Here is a 12,869-nt window from a genome sequence, read left to right on the forward strand (position 1 = left end):
CGTCACGGCAGGCGCGTCGGCGTCGGGCGCGTCACAGGCAGCCGCGTTCGCGGGTGGTGTGCTGGACGGCGGGCCCGAGCGCGTCGAGGAACGACGTGGGGTGCGTGCGCGCGATCGCGGCCGGCACGAGCAGCTGGACCGCGGGGACGCGACCGTACGTGGTGAACGTCCAGTCGCTGCCCGCCTCGTCGTCCGGGTCGGACGCGACGACGACCCAGTCGACGGACGTGCCGTCGGGGGACTCAACGCTCTCGCAGCGGTCCGTGGTCGGCCCGAGCGGCTCGACGCCGCAGCGCAGCACGACCGCGCCCGAGCCGTCGCCCCACGCGGTCGTCGCCTGCGCGTCGGTGTCGCGCCGCTCCAGGTCGCTGAGCTCGTCGGGTGTCGCGAGGACGACCTGCGCGCACACCGGGTCGGTCGCGTACGGTCCCGCGGTCGTCGCCACGGCCGGTGCGCACCCGGCGAGGGCGGCCGGGACGAGGGCGAGGGCGAGGGCACGACGAGCAGCGCGGGGCACGTCACCACCGTAACGACTCGCGGGGCGTGCTCCGCACGAGCGCGTGCGCGGGCTGGCTCGCCGTCGCGCGGGCGCTAGCGTGGCCGGGTGCGAGTCGCGGACCTGACCGAGGAGCAGCTGCTGGACCGGATCGTCCCGGAGCTGCCGGCGGGCGCGGCGACCCTCCTGGGCCCGGGCGACGACGCCGCGGTCGTCGCGGCCGCGGACGGGCGGTTCGTCGTCACGACGGACGTGCTGGTCGAGGACCGGCACTTCCGTCGCGCGTGGTCCTCGGGCGAGGACGTCGGGCGACGCGCGGCGGTGCAGAACCTGGCCGACGTCGCCGCGATGGGCGCGGTGCCCACGAGCCTGGTCGTGACGCTCGTCGTACCCGCGGAGCTGGACGTCGACTGGGTCGTCGGGCTCGCGCGCGGTCTCGCCGCCGAGTGCGGCCCGCTGGGTGCGGGCGTGGTCGGCGGGGACCTGTCGGGCGGGCCGCTCGTCGTCGTCGGCGTGGCCGCGCACGGAGACCTGCAGGGGCGTGCCCCCGTGCTGCGCTCCGGCGCGCGGGACGGTGACGTGGTCGCGCACGCGGGGGTCCTGGGGTGGTCGGCCGCGGGTCTGGCGGCGCTGTCCGCGCGCGCCGCGCACGCGCCCGCCCGGTTCGTCGAGGCCTACCTGCGGCCGCGCTCACCCCTCGCCGCGGGGCCGGACGCCGCGCGCGCGGGCGCGACCACGATGATGGACGTGTCCGACGGGCTGCTCAAGGACGCGGGGCGGCTCGCGCGTGCGAGCGGGGTCCGCGTGGACCTGGACCGCGGTGCCCTCGCCCCGGCCGTGGACGCGCTCGCGGACGTGGCCCGCGGGCTCGACGCCGACCCGTGGGCGTGGGTCCTCGGCGGCGGAGAGGACCACGGCCTGCTCGCGACGTTCCCCGCGGGGACAGAGCTCCCGGCACCGTTCCGGGTGATCGGCCGTGTGATCGGCCGGGTGGTCGACGGGGCGGCCGGTGGGGTGGTCGGTGGGGTCGTCGGCCGGGGGGAGCCGGCCGGGGACGACGAGCTCGCCGTCACCCTCGACGGGGACGCTCCCGGTGTCGCGACGGGCTGGGACCACTTCGCCGGCCGGACGGGCTGAGCGTCCTGGCGGTCAGCGGCGGCGGTAGCGGACCTCGAGCAGCTCCTCGCCGCCCACGTCCTCGAACCGCTCGACACCGTCGGGCTGGAAGCCGTGGCGCCGGTAGAAGTGGCGCGCGCGCTCGTTCGCCGCGAGCACCCACAGCGACAGCGGCGTGTGGTCGCCCGCCTCGGCGATGAGGGTGCGCATGAGCTCACGCGCGACCCCGTGCCCCCACGTCCCGGGGTCGAGGTAGATCGAGTAGATCTCCAGGTCGCCGCGGCCGGCGTCCTCGTCGCGGCTCGGACCCATCGACGCGAAGCCCAACGGCCGGCCGCCGTCCTGCGCGAGCCACGTCCGCACGCCGTCGTCCGGTCCGCGCTCGAGGTGGTGCCGCCACCGCTCGGCCGCCGACTGCGGGTCGAGCGAGTCGAGGTAGGTCGCGGAGACGATCCCGACGTACGCCTCCTGCCACGAGCGCACGTGCACGGACGCGATCGCGGCGGCGTCCGCCGGCCCTGCCGCGCGGATGGTCAGCTCCTCGATCTGCTCGGCCATGGGGTCACCATGCCACACGGGCGCGACGACGCAAGGCCCGCGAGGAGAATTCCTCGCGGGCCTTGCGGTTGACGCTGGAGGTGCGACTCAGACGGCGCGCTGGACCTTGCCGGCCTTGAGGCACGAGGTGCACACGTTGAGACGCTTGGGGGTCCCGGCGACGACCGCGCGGACGCGCTGGATGTTCGGGTTCCAGCGACGCTTCGTGCGGACGTGCGAGTGCGAGATGCTGTGCCCGAAGCTCGGGCCCTTGGCGCAGACGTCGCAGGTGGCGGCCACGGTCTTCTCCTGTTGCTCTGGTCGAACTTGAACAGCCGCGAGGTCCGCGGCGAAGTCGGTGTTTCCCGGTGGGCGGCGGTCGCGGACCGTCGGACGAGATCGTCGGACGAACCTGCCACCGCACCCGTCAGGGCGCGCCCGAACCCGTCGGGCAACCGGTCAAGACTAGCCCATGGCGTGCAGGGCCCCAAATGTGGGTGCGGTGGTGCAGGGTGAGATGCGCCGCACCGACGTCCGCCGCGTCGGGCAGGCTGGTGCGCGGTCTCGTCGCCGACGGGACGGACGGCACGACGACCTGACGACCACGACGACCTGACGACCACGACGACCGGACCACCACGACCACCGGACCACGGCGGGACGACGAGAGGGGAGCGCGCGTGCTGCTCGGGACCGACCAGGCTCTCGCCTGGGTGTCCGCCGCACGCGCGGGGCTCGTGGGTGCGCGCGGCCGCATCGACGCCGTCAACGTGTTCCCCGTGGCCGACGCGGACACCGGCACGAACGCGTGGCTCACCGTCGAGGGCGGCGCCCGTGCGGTCGACGACCTGCTCGCTTCCCCGGGTGGGCCGCCCGACGCCGAGGCGGCCCTCGCGGCGTTCGCGCGCGGCGCCATGCTCGCGGCGCGCGGCAACTCCGGGGTGATCCTCAGCCAGTGGCTCGCAGGCTTCGTGCGGCGCGCACGGCGCGACGAGGACGGCCCGGCACGTGTCCTCGCGGACGCGCTGCGGGACGCGGCGCGCGCGGCGCGGCTCGCGCTCGCGGACCCGCAGGAGGGCACCGTGCTCACGCTGGCCGACGAGGTCGCGGAGGCGGCCGGGCTCGCCGCGGACGCCGGTGCGCCGACCGAGCAGGCCGTGGCCCATGCGGCCGCCGCGGGGCACCGGGCGCTCGCCCGGATCTCCGCCACGCACCCGGTGCTGCGCCGCGCGCACGTCCCGGACGCCGGGGCGTGCGCGCTCCTCGTCGTCGTGGACGCGCTGGTCGCGGCGGTGACGCGCGAGCCGGCACGCGACCCCGCGCTGTGGCTTCCGGAGCGCACCGTGCCGCGGGCGCGGGACGCGGACGGCGACCTGCCGGGCGCGGGGCACGGCGACGGCGGGGCGTTCGAGGTCATGCTCGTCGTCCAGGCGCCGCGCGCGGACCTGGGCGACCATCTGCGCGAGGGGCTCGCGGCCGTCGGGGACTCGGTCGCCGTCGTGGGGGCCGACGGCTGGTGGCACGCGCACGTGCACACCGACGAGCCGGTCGCCGCGATCGACGCGTGCGCCGCGGGCGCGCGCGAGCAGGTGGTGGTGCGGCGGCTCGACGTGGTCGACGCCGCGGTCGGCCCGCGCCCGGACGGGTGGGGCCTGGTCGTCGTGACGGCGTCACCGGGGCTCGCCGCCTGGTACGCGACCGCGGGGGCCGTCGTCGTCGTGCGCTGCCCCGAGCTGCCCGTCCGGGCCGAGCACGTGCGGCGTGCCGTGGAGGACGCGCGCGACGAGTCCGGCCGGGCCGTGCTCGTCGTGCCCGGTGGTGCGGTCGCGGGGGACGAGCTGGACCTGCTGCTCGGGATCGACGGGGTCGAGGTGCTCGGCGCGGACGACGAGGCGCGCGCGGCGGTCGCCACGCTCGCGTTCGTGACCGCGGCGACCTCGGCGGCGGCCGCGGCGGCGCTCGCGACGGCCCGCGCGCGGGTGGCCGCGCTCGAGCCCGACGCGTCGGTCGCGGAGCTCGGCCCGACGGTCGACGGCCTCGTCCGCGCGGTGCCCGACCGCCTGGCAGACCTCCCCGACCGCCTGGCCGGCGCCCTGACGGACGGCGCCCTGCCGGTCCCGGAGAGCCTGACGGTGGTCGTGCCGGGGCCGCTGGACGAGCTGCTGGCCGCGCAGGTCGAGCGCGTCGCGGCGCAGCACGGGCTCGAGCCGACCGTGCTCGCGGACGCGAGCGCGACGCGCGTGCTCGTCGCGGTGGACTGACTCGGGGTGCGGGGCGACGAGGATGCGGACGACGAAGGAGGACGCGTGCGGTACGCGGACGGGGTGACGCGCGCGGCGGGGCTCGACCGCCCGGTGGGCTCGCTCGTGCCGCGCACGGGGCCGAAGTTCGAGGCCCTGGGCGTGCGGACGGCGGGCGACCTGCTGCGCTACTACCCGCGCCGGTACGCCGACCCGAGCCGGCTGACGGACATCGCGGGTCTCGTGATCGACGAGAAGGTGTCGGTGGTCGCCGAGGTGCGCTCGTGCTCCGGCGTGCTGCGCGCGCGGTCGTCGGGCAAGCTCCGCGTCGAGGCGCAGGTCACCGACGGACGGTCGGTGCTGCACCTCGCGTTCTTCGCGCAGCGCGAGCACATGGCCAAGCGGTTCGTGCAGGAGCTGCGGCCCGGGCGGCGGGGGCTGTTCACGGGGAAGGTCGGCTGGTTCAACGGCCGCGCACAGCTCGCGAACCCCGAGGCGGTGTGGTTCGACGCCGACGACGAGGGCGCGGCGCTCGAGCACGCCGCGCGACCGCTGCCGGTCTACCCGGCGAGCGCGGGTCTCGACAGCGCGCGGATCGCGACCGCCGTGCAGCTCGTCCTCGACCCGCTGCGGGACGGTGACGTCCCCGACCCGGTGCCCGCGCAGGTGCGCGACGCGCGCGGCCTGGGCGACCTGCTGCCCGCGCTGCGCGCCATCCACCGCCCCGAGACCGAGGAGGACTGGCGCGCGGCCCGCCGCCGGCAGCGCTACGAGGAGGCCTTCGTGCTGCAGGCCGAGCTCGCGCGCCGCCGGGCGCGCGCGGCGGCGCAACCCGCGGTGGCCCGGCCCCACGTGCCGGGCGGGCTGCTCGACGCGTTCGACGAGCGGCTGCCGTTCACGCTCACCGCGGGCCAGCGCGCGGTGGGCGAGCAGGTCGCCGCCGAGCTCGCGCAGCCCGTCCCCATGCAGCGGCTCCTGCAGGGTGAGGTCGGGTCCGGCAAGACGGTGGTCGCGCTGCGCGCGATGCTGCAGGTGGTCGACTCGGGTGGGCAGGCGGCTCTGCTCGCGCCGACGGAGGTGCTCGCCGCCCAGCACGCGCGGTCGCTGCGGGCGATGCTCGGCGACCTCGCCGAGGGCGGGATGCTCGGAGGTGCCGACCAGGGCACGCGCGTCGCGCTCCTGACCGGCTCCGTCACGGGTGCTGCGCGCAAGCAGGCGCTGCTCGACGCCGCGTCCGGTGCCGCGGGCATCGTCGTCGGGACGCACGCGCTGCTCGAGAAGACCGTGCAGTTCGCGGAGCTCGGGCTCGTGGTGGTCGACGAGCAGCACCGGTTCGGCGTCGAGCAGCGCGACGCGCTGCGCGCCAAGGCGTCGGCACAGCCGCACCTGCTGGCCATGACCGCCACGCCGATCCCGCGCACGGTCGCGATGACCGTGTTCGGGGACCTCGAGACGTCGGTGCTCGACGAGCTGCCCGCGGGCCGGTCCCCGATCACGACGTTCGTCGTGCCCGCGCACCTGCCCACCTGGATGTCCCGGACGTGGGCACGCGTCCGTGAGGAGGTCGCCCGCGGTGGCCGCGCGTACGTCGTCTGCCCCCGCATCACGGGCGACGACGCGGACGGGGCGGACCTCGTGGCCGACGAGCCCGCGACGCTCGGCGACCAGGGCGCGACGCCGCGCCGTCCGCCGCGTGCGGTGCTCGAGGTGGTCGAGGAGCTCAGGTCGCTGCCCGAGCTCGCCGGGGTCGGCGTCGGGATGCTGCACGGGCGGCTCGCCCCCGAGGAGAAGGACCGCGCGCTCGCGGACTTCGCGTCGGGCGCGGTGCCGGTGCTGGTCTCGACGACGGTCGTCGAGGTCGGCGTCGACGTGCCCGAGGCGACCGCGATGGTGATCCTGGACGCCGACCTGTTCGGCGTCTCGCAGCTGCACCAGCTGCGTGGCCGTGTGGGCCGCGGCAGCGCGCCGGGCGTGTGCCTGCTCGTCTCGGGCGCGCAGGAGGGCGGTCCCGGGCACGAGCGGCTGCGCACGGTCGCGGAGACGCTCGACGGGTTCGCGCTCGCGGCGTTCGACCTGGAGCAGCGGCGCGAGGGTGACGTGCTGGGCGCGTCGCAGTCCGGCGGGTCGACGTCGTTGCGCCTGCTGCGCGTCACACGCGACGGTGACCTCATCGAGCAGGCGCGGGCGGACGCGCGCGCGGTGGTCGAGCAGGACCCCGAGCTCGAGTCGTACCCCGCACTGCGCGACGCGATCGAGGCGCTGCTGGCGGGCGAGCGCGAGGAGTTCCTCGACCGTGCGTGACGGGTCGGGGCTCGGCCGGTACCGGGCGAGGTGACGGCCGGGCCGGTGGTGGGCGAGGCTGTGCGCACGGCACACCGTCCCTGGTGCGGCTCCGGTCGCCGGGCCGCAGGTCGGGTTGTCGCAGGTCGGGTTGTCGCAGGACGGGTTGTCGCAGGACGGGAGGACGGCGTGACGAGGATCGTCGCGGGCAGCGTCGGCGGACGGGCGCTGCAGGTGCCACGGGCCGGGACGCGGCCGACGAGCGAGCGCGTGCGCGAGGCGCTGTTCTCGCGCCTCGAGCACCTCGACGTCGTCGCCGGCGCGCGCGTGCTCGACCTGTACGCCGGCTCGGGTGCGCTCGGGCTCGAGGCCGCGAGCCGCGGCGCCGCGGCCGTGACCCTCGTCGAGCTCGCGCGGCAGGCCGCCGAGGTCTGCCGGCGCAACGTGGTCACGCTCGGCGTCGGGGACCGCGTGGTGGTCGTGGCCGAGAAGGCCGAGCGCTACGTCGAGCGGGCCCCGCTGTCGCCGTGGGACCTCGTGCTCGTCGACCCCCCGTACGACCTGCCCGAGACCGACCTGGAGGCCGTGCTGCGCGCCCTGGCCGGGCACCTCAGCCCGGGCGCGGTGGTCGTCGTCGAGCGCTCGGGCCGGGCGCCCGAGCCCGCCTGGCCGGACGGGGTGCGCCGGTTCGACGTGCGTTCCTACGGCGAGACGGCGGTGTGGTTCGCCGAGCCGGACGAGCCGGCGGTCGCGGACGAGGGTCCCGACGACGTCGAGGAGGGCGGTCCACGATGACAGACGAGCGGCTGGTGCGTGCGGCGCGTTGGGACGACGTCCCCGCGATCCGCACGGTCCTCGCGCTGGCGTTCCACGACGACTCGCTCGTGCGGTGGGCGCTGCCCGACGAGGCGACGCGCGACGACGTGTGCGCGGCGTGGTTCGGTGCGCTCGTCGACCGGTACGTCGCGGTCGGGCGGGTGGACGTCGTGGAGGTCGACGGGGAGGTCGTGGCGGTGGCCGCGTGGCGTCCGCCCGACGTGCCGGCCGACCACCCGGTGATGACGAGCCTGCCGTCCGTCCCCGGCGTCGTCGCCGCGGTCGTCGGCCCCGAGCGCGCCGCGCACCTGTTCGCGACGCTCGGGCGCTCGTCGGCCCTCGCGCCCGTGGGCGCGCCGACCTACCTGCACCTGCTGGCCGTCCGGCCGGACCTGCAGGGCCGCGGCCTGGGCACGCTGCTCGCCACGCGGGGGCTCGCGTCGTGCGACGAGCGCGGCGCGACGACCTGGCTGTGCACGGCGGAGGCGCGCGACGTGGTGCTCTACGAGCGGCTCGGGTTCACGGTCGTGGGTCAGGTGCCGCTCGACGACGTGGGGACGCTGCGCGTGATGCACCGTGCGCCGCGGGACGCTGGCCTACGCTGACGCACGTGAGCCTCGCCGTCTGCCCCGGGTCGTTCGACCCCCTGACGCTCGGTCACGTCGACGTCGTGCGGCGCGCGCGGTCGATGTTCGACGAGGTCGTCGTCGGGATCGCGCGCAACTCCTCGAAGTCCCCGCTGCTCGACGTCGACCGTCGGGTCGCGCTCGCCCGGGCGGCGTTCGCGCAGGACGCGGGCGTGCGGGTCGAGGTGGTGCCCGGGCTGCTCGCGGACTTCGTGCGCGAGGTCGGCGCCGCCGCGGTGGTCAAGGGCCTGCGCGGGGGAGCGGACTTCGACGGCGAGCTGCCGATGGCGCTGATGAACCGGCACCTCACGGGCGTGGAGACCGTGTTCGTGGTGGGCGACCCCGCGCTCGCGCACATCGCGTCGTCGCTGGTGAAGGACGTCGCGCGGTTCGGCGGGTCGGTCGCGGACCTGGTCCCGGCGGGCGTCGCGGACGCCGTGCGCGACGCCCTGGCCCGCGCCTGAGCCGTGCCTGAGCCGCGCGGGGCGGCCTGCGGTGCGAGGCTGGACCCGCGCACCGCGCCGGACCGGGCCGTGCGTGCGAGAGGAGGAGGATCGTCGTGAGCGAGGCGCAGGAGCGCACCGAGGGCCTGACGGGGGTGCTCGACGCGATCGAGCAGGCCGTCGCGTCCGCCCGGAACATGCCCATGTCGTCGTCGGTGCTGGTGAGCCGCGCCGAGCTGCTGGACCTCGTCGCGCAGGCACGCGAGGTGCTGCCCGACCAGCTGACCCGTGCCGACCAGGTGCTCGCCGACGCGGACGCCGCGCGCACCGCCGCGCAGGAGGACGCCGAGCGGATCCTGGAGCGCGCCCGGGCCAGGGCGGCCGAGCTCGTCGCGCAGGAGGCGGTCGTGACGGCCGCGCAGGAGCACGCGGCGGCCCTGGTCGCCGACGCGCAGAGCACCGCCGAGGAGCTGCGACGCGACGCGGACGACTACTGCGACCGTCGGCTCGCGGACTTCGAGATCGACCTGGGCAAGGTGCTCGCACAGGTCCAGGCGGGCCGCGCGAAGCTCGCGGGCAGGCTCTCGACCGACGTCTGACCCCACCACCCCGCTCGCGCCGACCCCGCACCTGCTCCGGCTCGGCGTGCCGATACCCGGACCAACCGCGGCCTCGTCGTGGCGTTCGGCGTGACCCTCGTCGCGACCCTCGCCGTGGTGGCGACGCTCACGGCCCGAGGATTTGGGGGCGTCCCGCGGGACCTGTAGCATCGTCCGTTGGTCCTGCCGGTCTGGCGGTACCGAGAATCCAAGGAACAGCACCTGACGAGGGGACGGCCGTGCAGCGCCCAGTTCACCTCGATCCCCGCTCGCCGTTCGTGCTCGACACCCACGAGCTCGGCCGACGTCCGGGATCGACGCGGACCGTGCAGCGGACGGTCGCCGCTCCCGCGGATCTCGGCACCGACGTGATCGGTTTCCCCGAAGGGTCGGACCTCGAGCTCGATCTGAGGCTCGAGGCCGTCATGGAGGGGGTCCTGGTCACCGGATCCGTCCGTGGTCGGGCGGTCGGGGAGTGCGTGCGCTGCCTGGGCGAGGTCGTCGACGACGTCGACGTCTTCCTCACGGAGCTCTACGCGTACCCCGAGCGCGCGAAGGCCGCGGCCGAGGAGGGCGACGAGGGTGAGGACGTGCGTGAGCTCGAGGGCGACCTGATCGACCTGGAGCCCGCGCTGCGGGACGCGGTGGTGCCGGCTCTGCCGTTCCAGCCGTTGTGCCGGCCCGACTGCCCGGGTCTGTGCTCCGAGTGCGGAGCGCGCCTGGCGGACGACCCTGACCATTCGCATGAGACGCTTGACCCTCGCTGGTCCGCCCTGAGCGGTCTGGTGAGCCAGGACGACGAGACGAAAGAGAGCTAGCCGTGGCGGTTCCGAAGCGCAAGATGTCGCGCAGCAACACCCGTGCGCGTCGGTCGCAGTGGAAGACCACTGCCACGACGATCACGCAGTGCCCCAACTGCAAGGCCGACAAGAAGCCCCACACGGCCTGCCCGTCGTGCGGTGCCTACAACGGCCGTCAGTACGCCGAGGCGCTGCGCAGCGAGCACGACGCCCGCTGACGCGGGTGCGCGCAGTCGTGACGTCCCGGGCCCTGGCATGAGTGCCGGCGGGGGCGACATGGCCACCGAACTCCTCGAGAAGCTCGGGGTCCACCTGGACCCCGAGCTTCTCGTGCTCGCCCTGACCCACCGGTCGTTCGCGCACGAGGCCGGCGGCATCCCGACGAACGAGCGCCTGGAGTTCCTGGGCGACACGGTCCTGGGCCTCGTGGTGACGGAGTCGCTGTACCGCACGCGTCCCGACGAGCCCGAGGGTGCGCTCGCGAAGATGCGTGCCGCGACCGTGTCGCAGCGCGGGCTCGCGGGCGTCGCGCGGGACCTTGACCTGGGCCGCTACGTGCTGCTCGGCAAGGGCGAGCTCGCCACGGGCGGCCGCGACAAGGACTCGATCCTGTCCGACACGCTCGAGGCGCTGTTCGGGGCGATCTACCTGACGCACGGGCTCGAGACCGCGCGTGTCGTCGTCGAGCGCCTCGTCGGCCCGACGCTCGCGCAGGCGGCCGACCTGGGCGCCGGTCTCGACTGGAAGACGTCGCTGCAGGAGCTTTCCGCGTCCCTCGGGCTCGGTGCGCCGCACTACGACGTCGTGGGCGAGGGCCCGGACCACGCGCGGTCGTTCACCGCGCACGCCGTCGTGGGCGGCGAGGTGCGCGGCACGGGCGTCGGCCCGGCGAAGAAGGTCGCCGAGCAGCAGGCCGCAGAGGCCGCGTACCGACGGCTGCAGGCCGAGAGCGCGGTGGACGACGACGCTGCGGCTCCCGGGGCTGCTGCCGGCTGACGCGTGCCCGAGCTGCCCGAGGTCGAGACCGTCCGCGACGGGCTCGCACGTCACGTCGTCGGCCGCCGCGTGCTCGACGCGCAGGTGCTGCGCGACTACAGCGTCCGTCGGCACCTGGGCGGTCCCGCCGACCTCGTCGGCCGCGTGCAGGGACGCACGCTCGCCGCAGCGGTGCGGCGCGGGAAGTTCCTGTGGGTGCCGCTCACCGGGGACCGGGACGCCGCCGACGAAGCGCTGCTCGTCCACCTCGGGATGAGCGGCCAGCTCCTGGTGCGCTCGTCGGACGAGCTCGCGGCCGAGACCGCGGGAGACCGTGCGGCCCATCCGCACCTGCGCGTGCGGTTCGTGCTCGACGACGGGGGCGCGCTCGACTTCGTCGACCAGCGCACGTTCGGCCACGTGAGCGTGCAGGACCTCGTCCCGACCCCGGACGGTGCGCCCGGTGGGCGCGGGTCGTCGGACGCGACCGTCCCGGAGCCCGTCGCACACATCGCGCGCGACCTGCTCGACCCGGCCCTCGACCTGCCGACCCTCGTGCGCGCGGTGCGTTCGCGTAGGACCGGCATCAAGCGCGCCCTGCTGGACCAGACGCTCGTCTCGGGCGTCGGCAACATCTACGCCGACGAGGCGCTGTGGCGTGCGCAGGTGCACTTCACGCGCCCGACCTCGGCGCTGCGGCCGGTCGACGTGCGGCGCGTCCTCGACTCGGCCGCGCAGGTCATGTCGGAGGCGCTCGCGCAGGGCGGGACGAGCTTCGATGCGCTGTACGTCAACGTCAACGGCGCGTCTGGGTACTTCGACCGCAGCCTGGCCGTCTACGGGCAGGAGGGCCGCCCGTGCCCGCGCTGCGGCACGCCGATCCGGCGCGTCGAGTTCATGAACCGCAGCTCGGCGTTCTGCCCCCGCTGCCAGCCCGCCCCCCGCGCGCCGCGCGTCCCCGCACGGTCGACGTGACCTGCCGGGGCGTCAGCGTGCGACGACGTTCAGCAGCGGGCGCCCGTCGTCGTACGCCCGCAGCGCGTCGCTGAGGAACGTCCCGGCACGCTGCGGGCGGCCCCCGGCGGCGTGCGGGCTGATGAGGATGCGGGGCTCGCCCCACAGCGGGCTCGACGGCGGCAACGGCTCGCGCTCGAACACGTCCAGCGCGGCACCCGCGATCTGCCGCGTGCGCACCGCGTCGACGAGCGCGCTCTCGTCGAGCGTCGAGCCGCGCCCCACGTTCACGACGAACGCGCGCGGCGGGAGCATCGCGAGCACCCGCGCGTCGATCGCGTGCCGGGTCTGCGCGGTGGCGGGCAGGATCCCGACGAGCGCGTCGGCCGTCGGCAGCACGCGCGGCAGCTCGTCGGGCGTGACCACACCGAACCCCTCGCGCTCGCCCGCGGTCCGCGCGACCCCCGTGACGTTCGCCCCGAGCGCCACCAGCAGCGGGGCGAGCCTGGTCGCGATGGACCCGAACCCCCAGACCACGACGTGCGCCCCCGCCAGGGTGCGGAACTTCGTGTCGTGCACCCGCTGCACGCCGCCGAGCTCCCCGGCCCACCGGCGCTCGTCCTGCGCGCGCACCAGGTCGGGCAGCCGCCGCGCGCACGCGAGCAGGAGCGCGAGCGCGTGCTCGGTGACGGGCCCGTCGTGCAGCCCGCGACCGGACGTCACGACGACCGACGGATCGAAGCCCGCGTCGTCGACCGCGTCCGTGCCCGCCGCGAGGCACGCGACCCAGCGCAGCCCCGCCAGGCGTCGCGCGGCGTCCGCCAGCGCGGGACGACGGTTCCCCCACACCACCAGCACCTCGGCGTCGAGCCCCGCGGTCGGCAGCGGCAGCGCGGGGTCGTAGTCGAGCGAACGCCACCCTTGTGGCAGCGCGACGCGCTCTTCGAGCGTGGTGGGCAGCAGGATCGTCCTCATGCCTGGCTACGA

General features: G+C 75.9%; 15 protein-coding genes. 11 read left to right on the forward strand and 4 right to left on the reverse strand.

The features are described 5' to 3' along the window. Positions 1-31: 31 nt before the first annotated feature. Complete coding sequence (locus tag ACT17Q_RS05825; protein ID WP_141317955.1) at positions 32-517, reverse strand: DUF3515 family protein; 486 nt, start codon at positions 515-517, stop codon at positions 32-34. An 87-nt stretch (positions 518-604) separates the two neighbouring features. Between ACT17Q_RS05825 and ACT17Q_RS05830 the strand changes: the two genes are divergently transcribed. Next, the gene (locus ACT17Q_RS05830) at positions 605-1,633 is read left to right on the forward strand and encodes a thiamine-phosphate kinase (RefSeq protein ID WP_444665087.1); all 1,029 of its coding nucleotides are present in this window, start codon (positions 605-607) and stop codon (positions 1,631-1,633) included. Positions 1,634-1,645: 12 nt separating this feature from the next. Here the strand turns inward: ACT17Q_RS05830 and ACT17Q_RS05835 are convergent, their stop codons facing one another. Together ACT17Q_RS05835 and rpmB are read right to left on the reverse strand one after the other, a co-directional pair. Next, the gene (locus ACT17Q_RS05835; protein ID WP_094180462.1) at positions 1,646-2,170 is read right to left on the reverse strand and encodes a GNAT family N-acetyltransferase; all 525 of its coding nucleotides are present in this window, start codon (positions 2,168-2,170) and stop codon (positions 1,646-1,648) included. Between the two features lie 87 nt (positions 2,171-2,257). Further along, positions 2,258-2,449, reverse strand: coding sequence for a 50S ribosomal protein L28 (rpmB, locus tag ACT17Q_RS05840; RefSeq protein WP_019136706.1), 192 nt, complete (start codon positions 2,447-2,449; stop codon positions 2,258-2,260). A 380-nt stretch (positions 2,450-2,829) separates the two neighbouring features. On the opposite strand from rpmB, the gene ACT17Q_RS05845 reads away from it, so the two are divergent. The 10 genes from ACT17Q_RS05845 (at position 2,830) to mutM (ending at position 11,903) form a co-directional block, all read left to right on the forward strand. Next, complete coding sequence (locus ACT17Q_RS05845; protein WP_444665088.1) at positions 2,830-4,410, forward strand: DAK2 domain-containing protein; 1,581 nt, start codon at positions 2,830-2,832, stop codon at positions 4,408-4,410. Between the two features lie 45 nt (positions 4,411-4,455). Then, positions 4,456-6,690, forward strand: coding sequence for an ATP-dependent DNA helicase RecG (locus ACT17Q_RS05850; protein ID WP_444665089.1), 2,235 nt, complete (start codon positions 4,456-4,458; stop codon positions 6,688-6,690). Between the two features lie 168 nt (positions 6,691-6,858). Further along, a complete protein-coding gene (gene rsmD, locus ACT17Q_RS05855) occupies positions 6,859-7,464 on the forward strand; it encodes a 16S rRNA (guanine(966)-N(2))-methyltransferase RsmD (RefSeq protein WP_444665090.1) in 606 nt (201 codons plus the stop codon). Beyond that, positions 7,461-8,090 carry a GNAT family N-acetyltransferase gene (locus ACT17Q_RS05860; protein ID WP_444665091.1) on the forward strand — a complete coding sequence of 210 codons (630 nt, stop codon included), beginning with the start codon at positions 7,461-7,463 and terminating at the stop codon, positions 8,088-8,090. The genes rsmD and ACT17Q_RS05860 overlap by 4 nt, the downstream gene beginning before the upstream one ends. 5 nt (positions 8,091-8,095) lie before the next feature. Further along, entirely contained in the window at positions 8,096-8,575 is a 480-nt protein-coding gene (gene coaD / locus ACT17Q_RS05865; protein ID WP_094180457.1) for a pantetheine-phosphate adenylyltransferase, read from the forward strand. A 95-nt stretch (positions 8,576-8,670) separates the two neighbouring features. Then, complete coding sequence (locus tag ACT17Q_RS05870) at positions 8,671-9,153, forward strand: hypothetical protein (RefSeq protein WP_094180456.1); 483 nt, start codon at positions 8,671-8,673, stop codon at positions 9,151-9,153. Positions 9,154-9,392: 239 nt separating this feature from the next. Beyond that, positions 9,393-9,971: a YceD family protein gene (locus ACT17Q_RS05875; RefSeq protein ID WP_444665092.1), complete on the forward strand. Its 579-nt coding sequence runs from the start codon at positions 9,393-9,395 to the stop codon at positions 9,969-9,971. Between the two features lie 2 nt (positions 9,972-9,973). Beyond that, complete coding sequence (gene rpmF / locus ACT17Q_RS05880; RefSeq protein ID WP_094180454.1) at positions 9,974-10,171, forward strand: 50S ribosomal protein L32; 198 nt, start codon at positions 9,974-9,976, stop codon at positions 10,169-10,171. 58 nt (positions 10,172-10,229) lie between these two features. Further along, positions 10,230-10,949, forward strand: coding sequence for a ribonuclease III (gene rnc, locus ACT17Q_RS05885; protein WP_232514706.1), 720 nt, complete (start codon positions 10,230-10,232; stop codon positions 10,947-10,949). 3 nt (positions 10,950-10,952) lie between these two features. Continuing rightward, positions 10,953-11,903, forward strand: coding sequence for a bifunctional DNA-formamidopyrimidine glycosylase/DNA-(apurinic or apyrimidinic site) lyase (gene mutM, locus ACT17Q_RS05890; RefSeq protein WP_444665093.1), 951 nt, complete (start codon positions 10,953-10,955; stop codon positions 11,901-11,903). A 12-nt stretch (positions 11,904-11,915) separates the two neighbouring features. On the opposite strand, the gene ACT17Q_RS05895 is transcribed toward mutM, so the two are convergent. After that, complete coding sequence (locus ACT17Q_RS05895; RefSeq protein WP_444665094.1) at positions 11,916-12,857, reverse strand: NAD(P)-dependent oxidoreductase; 942 nt, start codon at positions 12,855-12,857, stop codon at positions 11,916-11,918. Positions 12,858-12,869 lie beyond the last annotated feature (12 nt).

It is taken from the genome of Cellulomonas sp. CW35 (genome assembly GCF_052378485.1).
GTDB lineage: Bacteria > Actinomycetota > Actinomycetes > Actinomycetales > Cellulomonadaceae > Cellulomonas > Cellulomonas uda.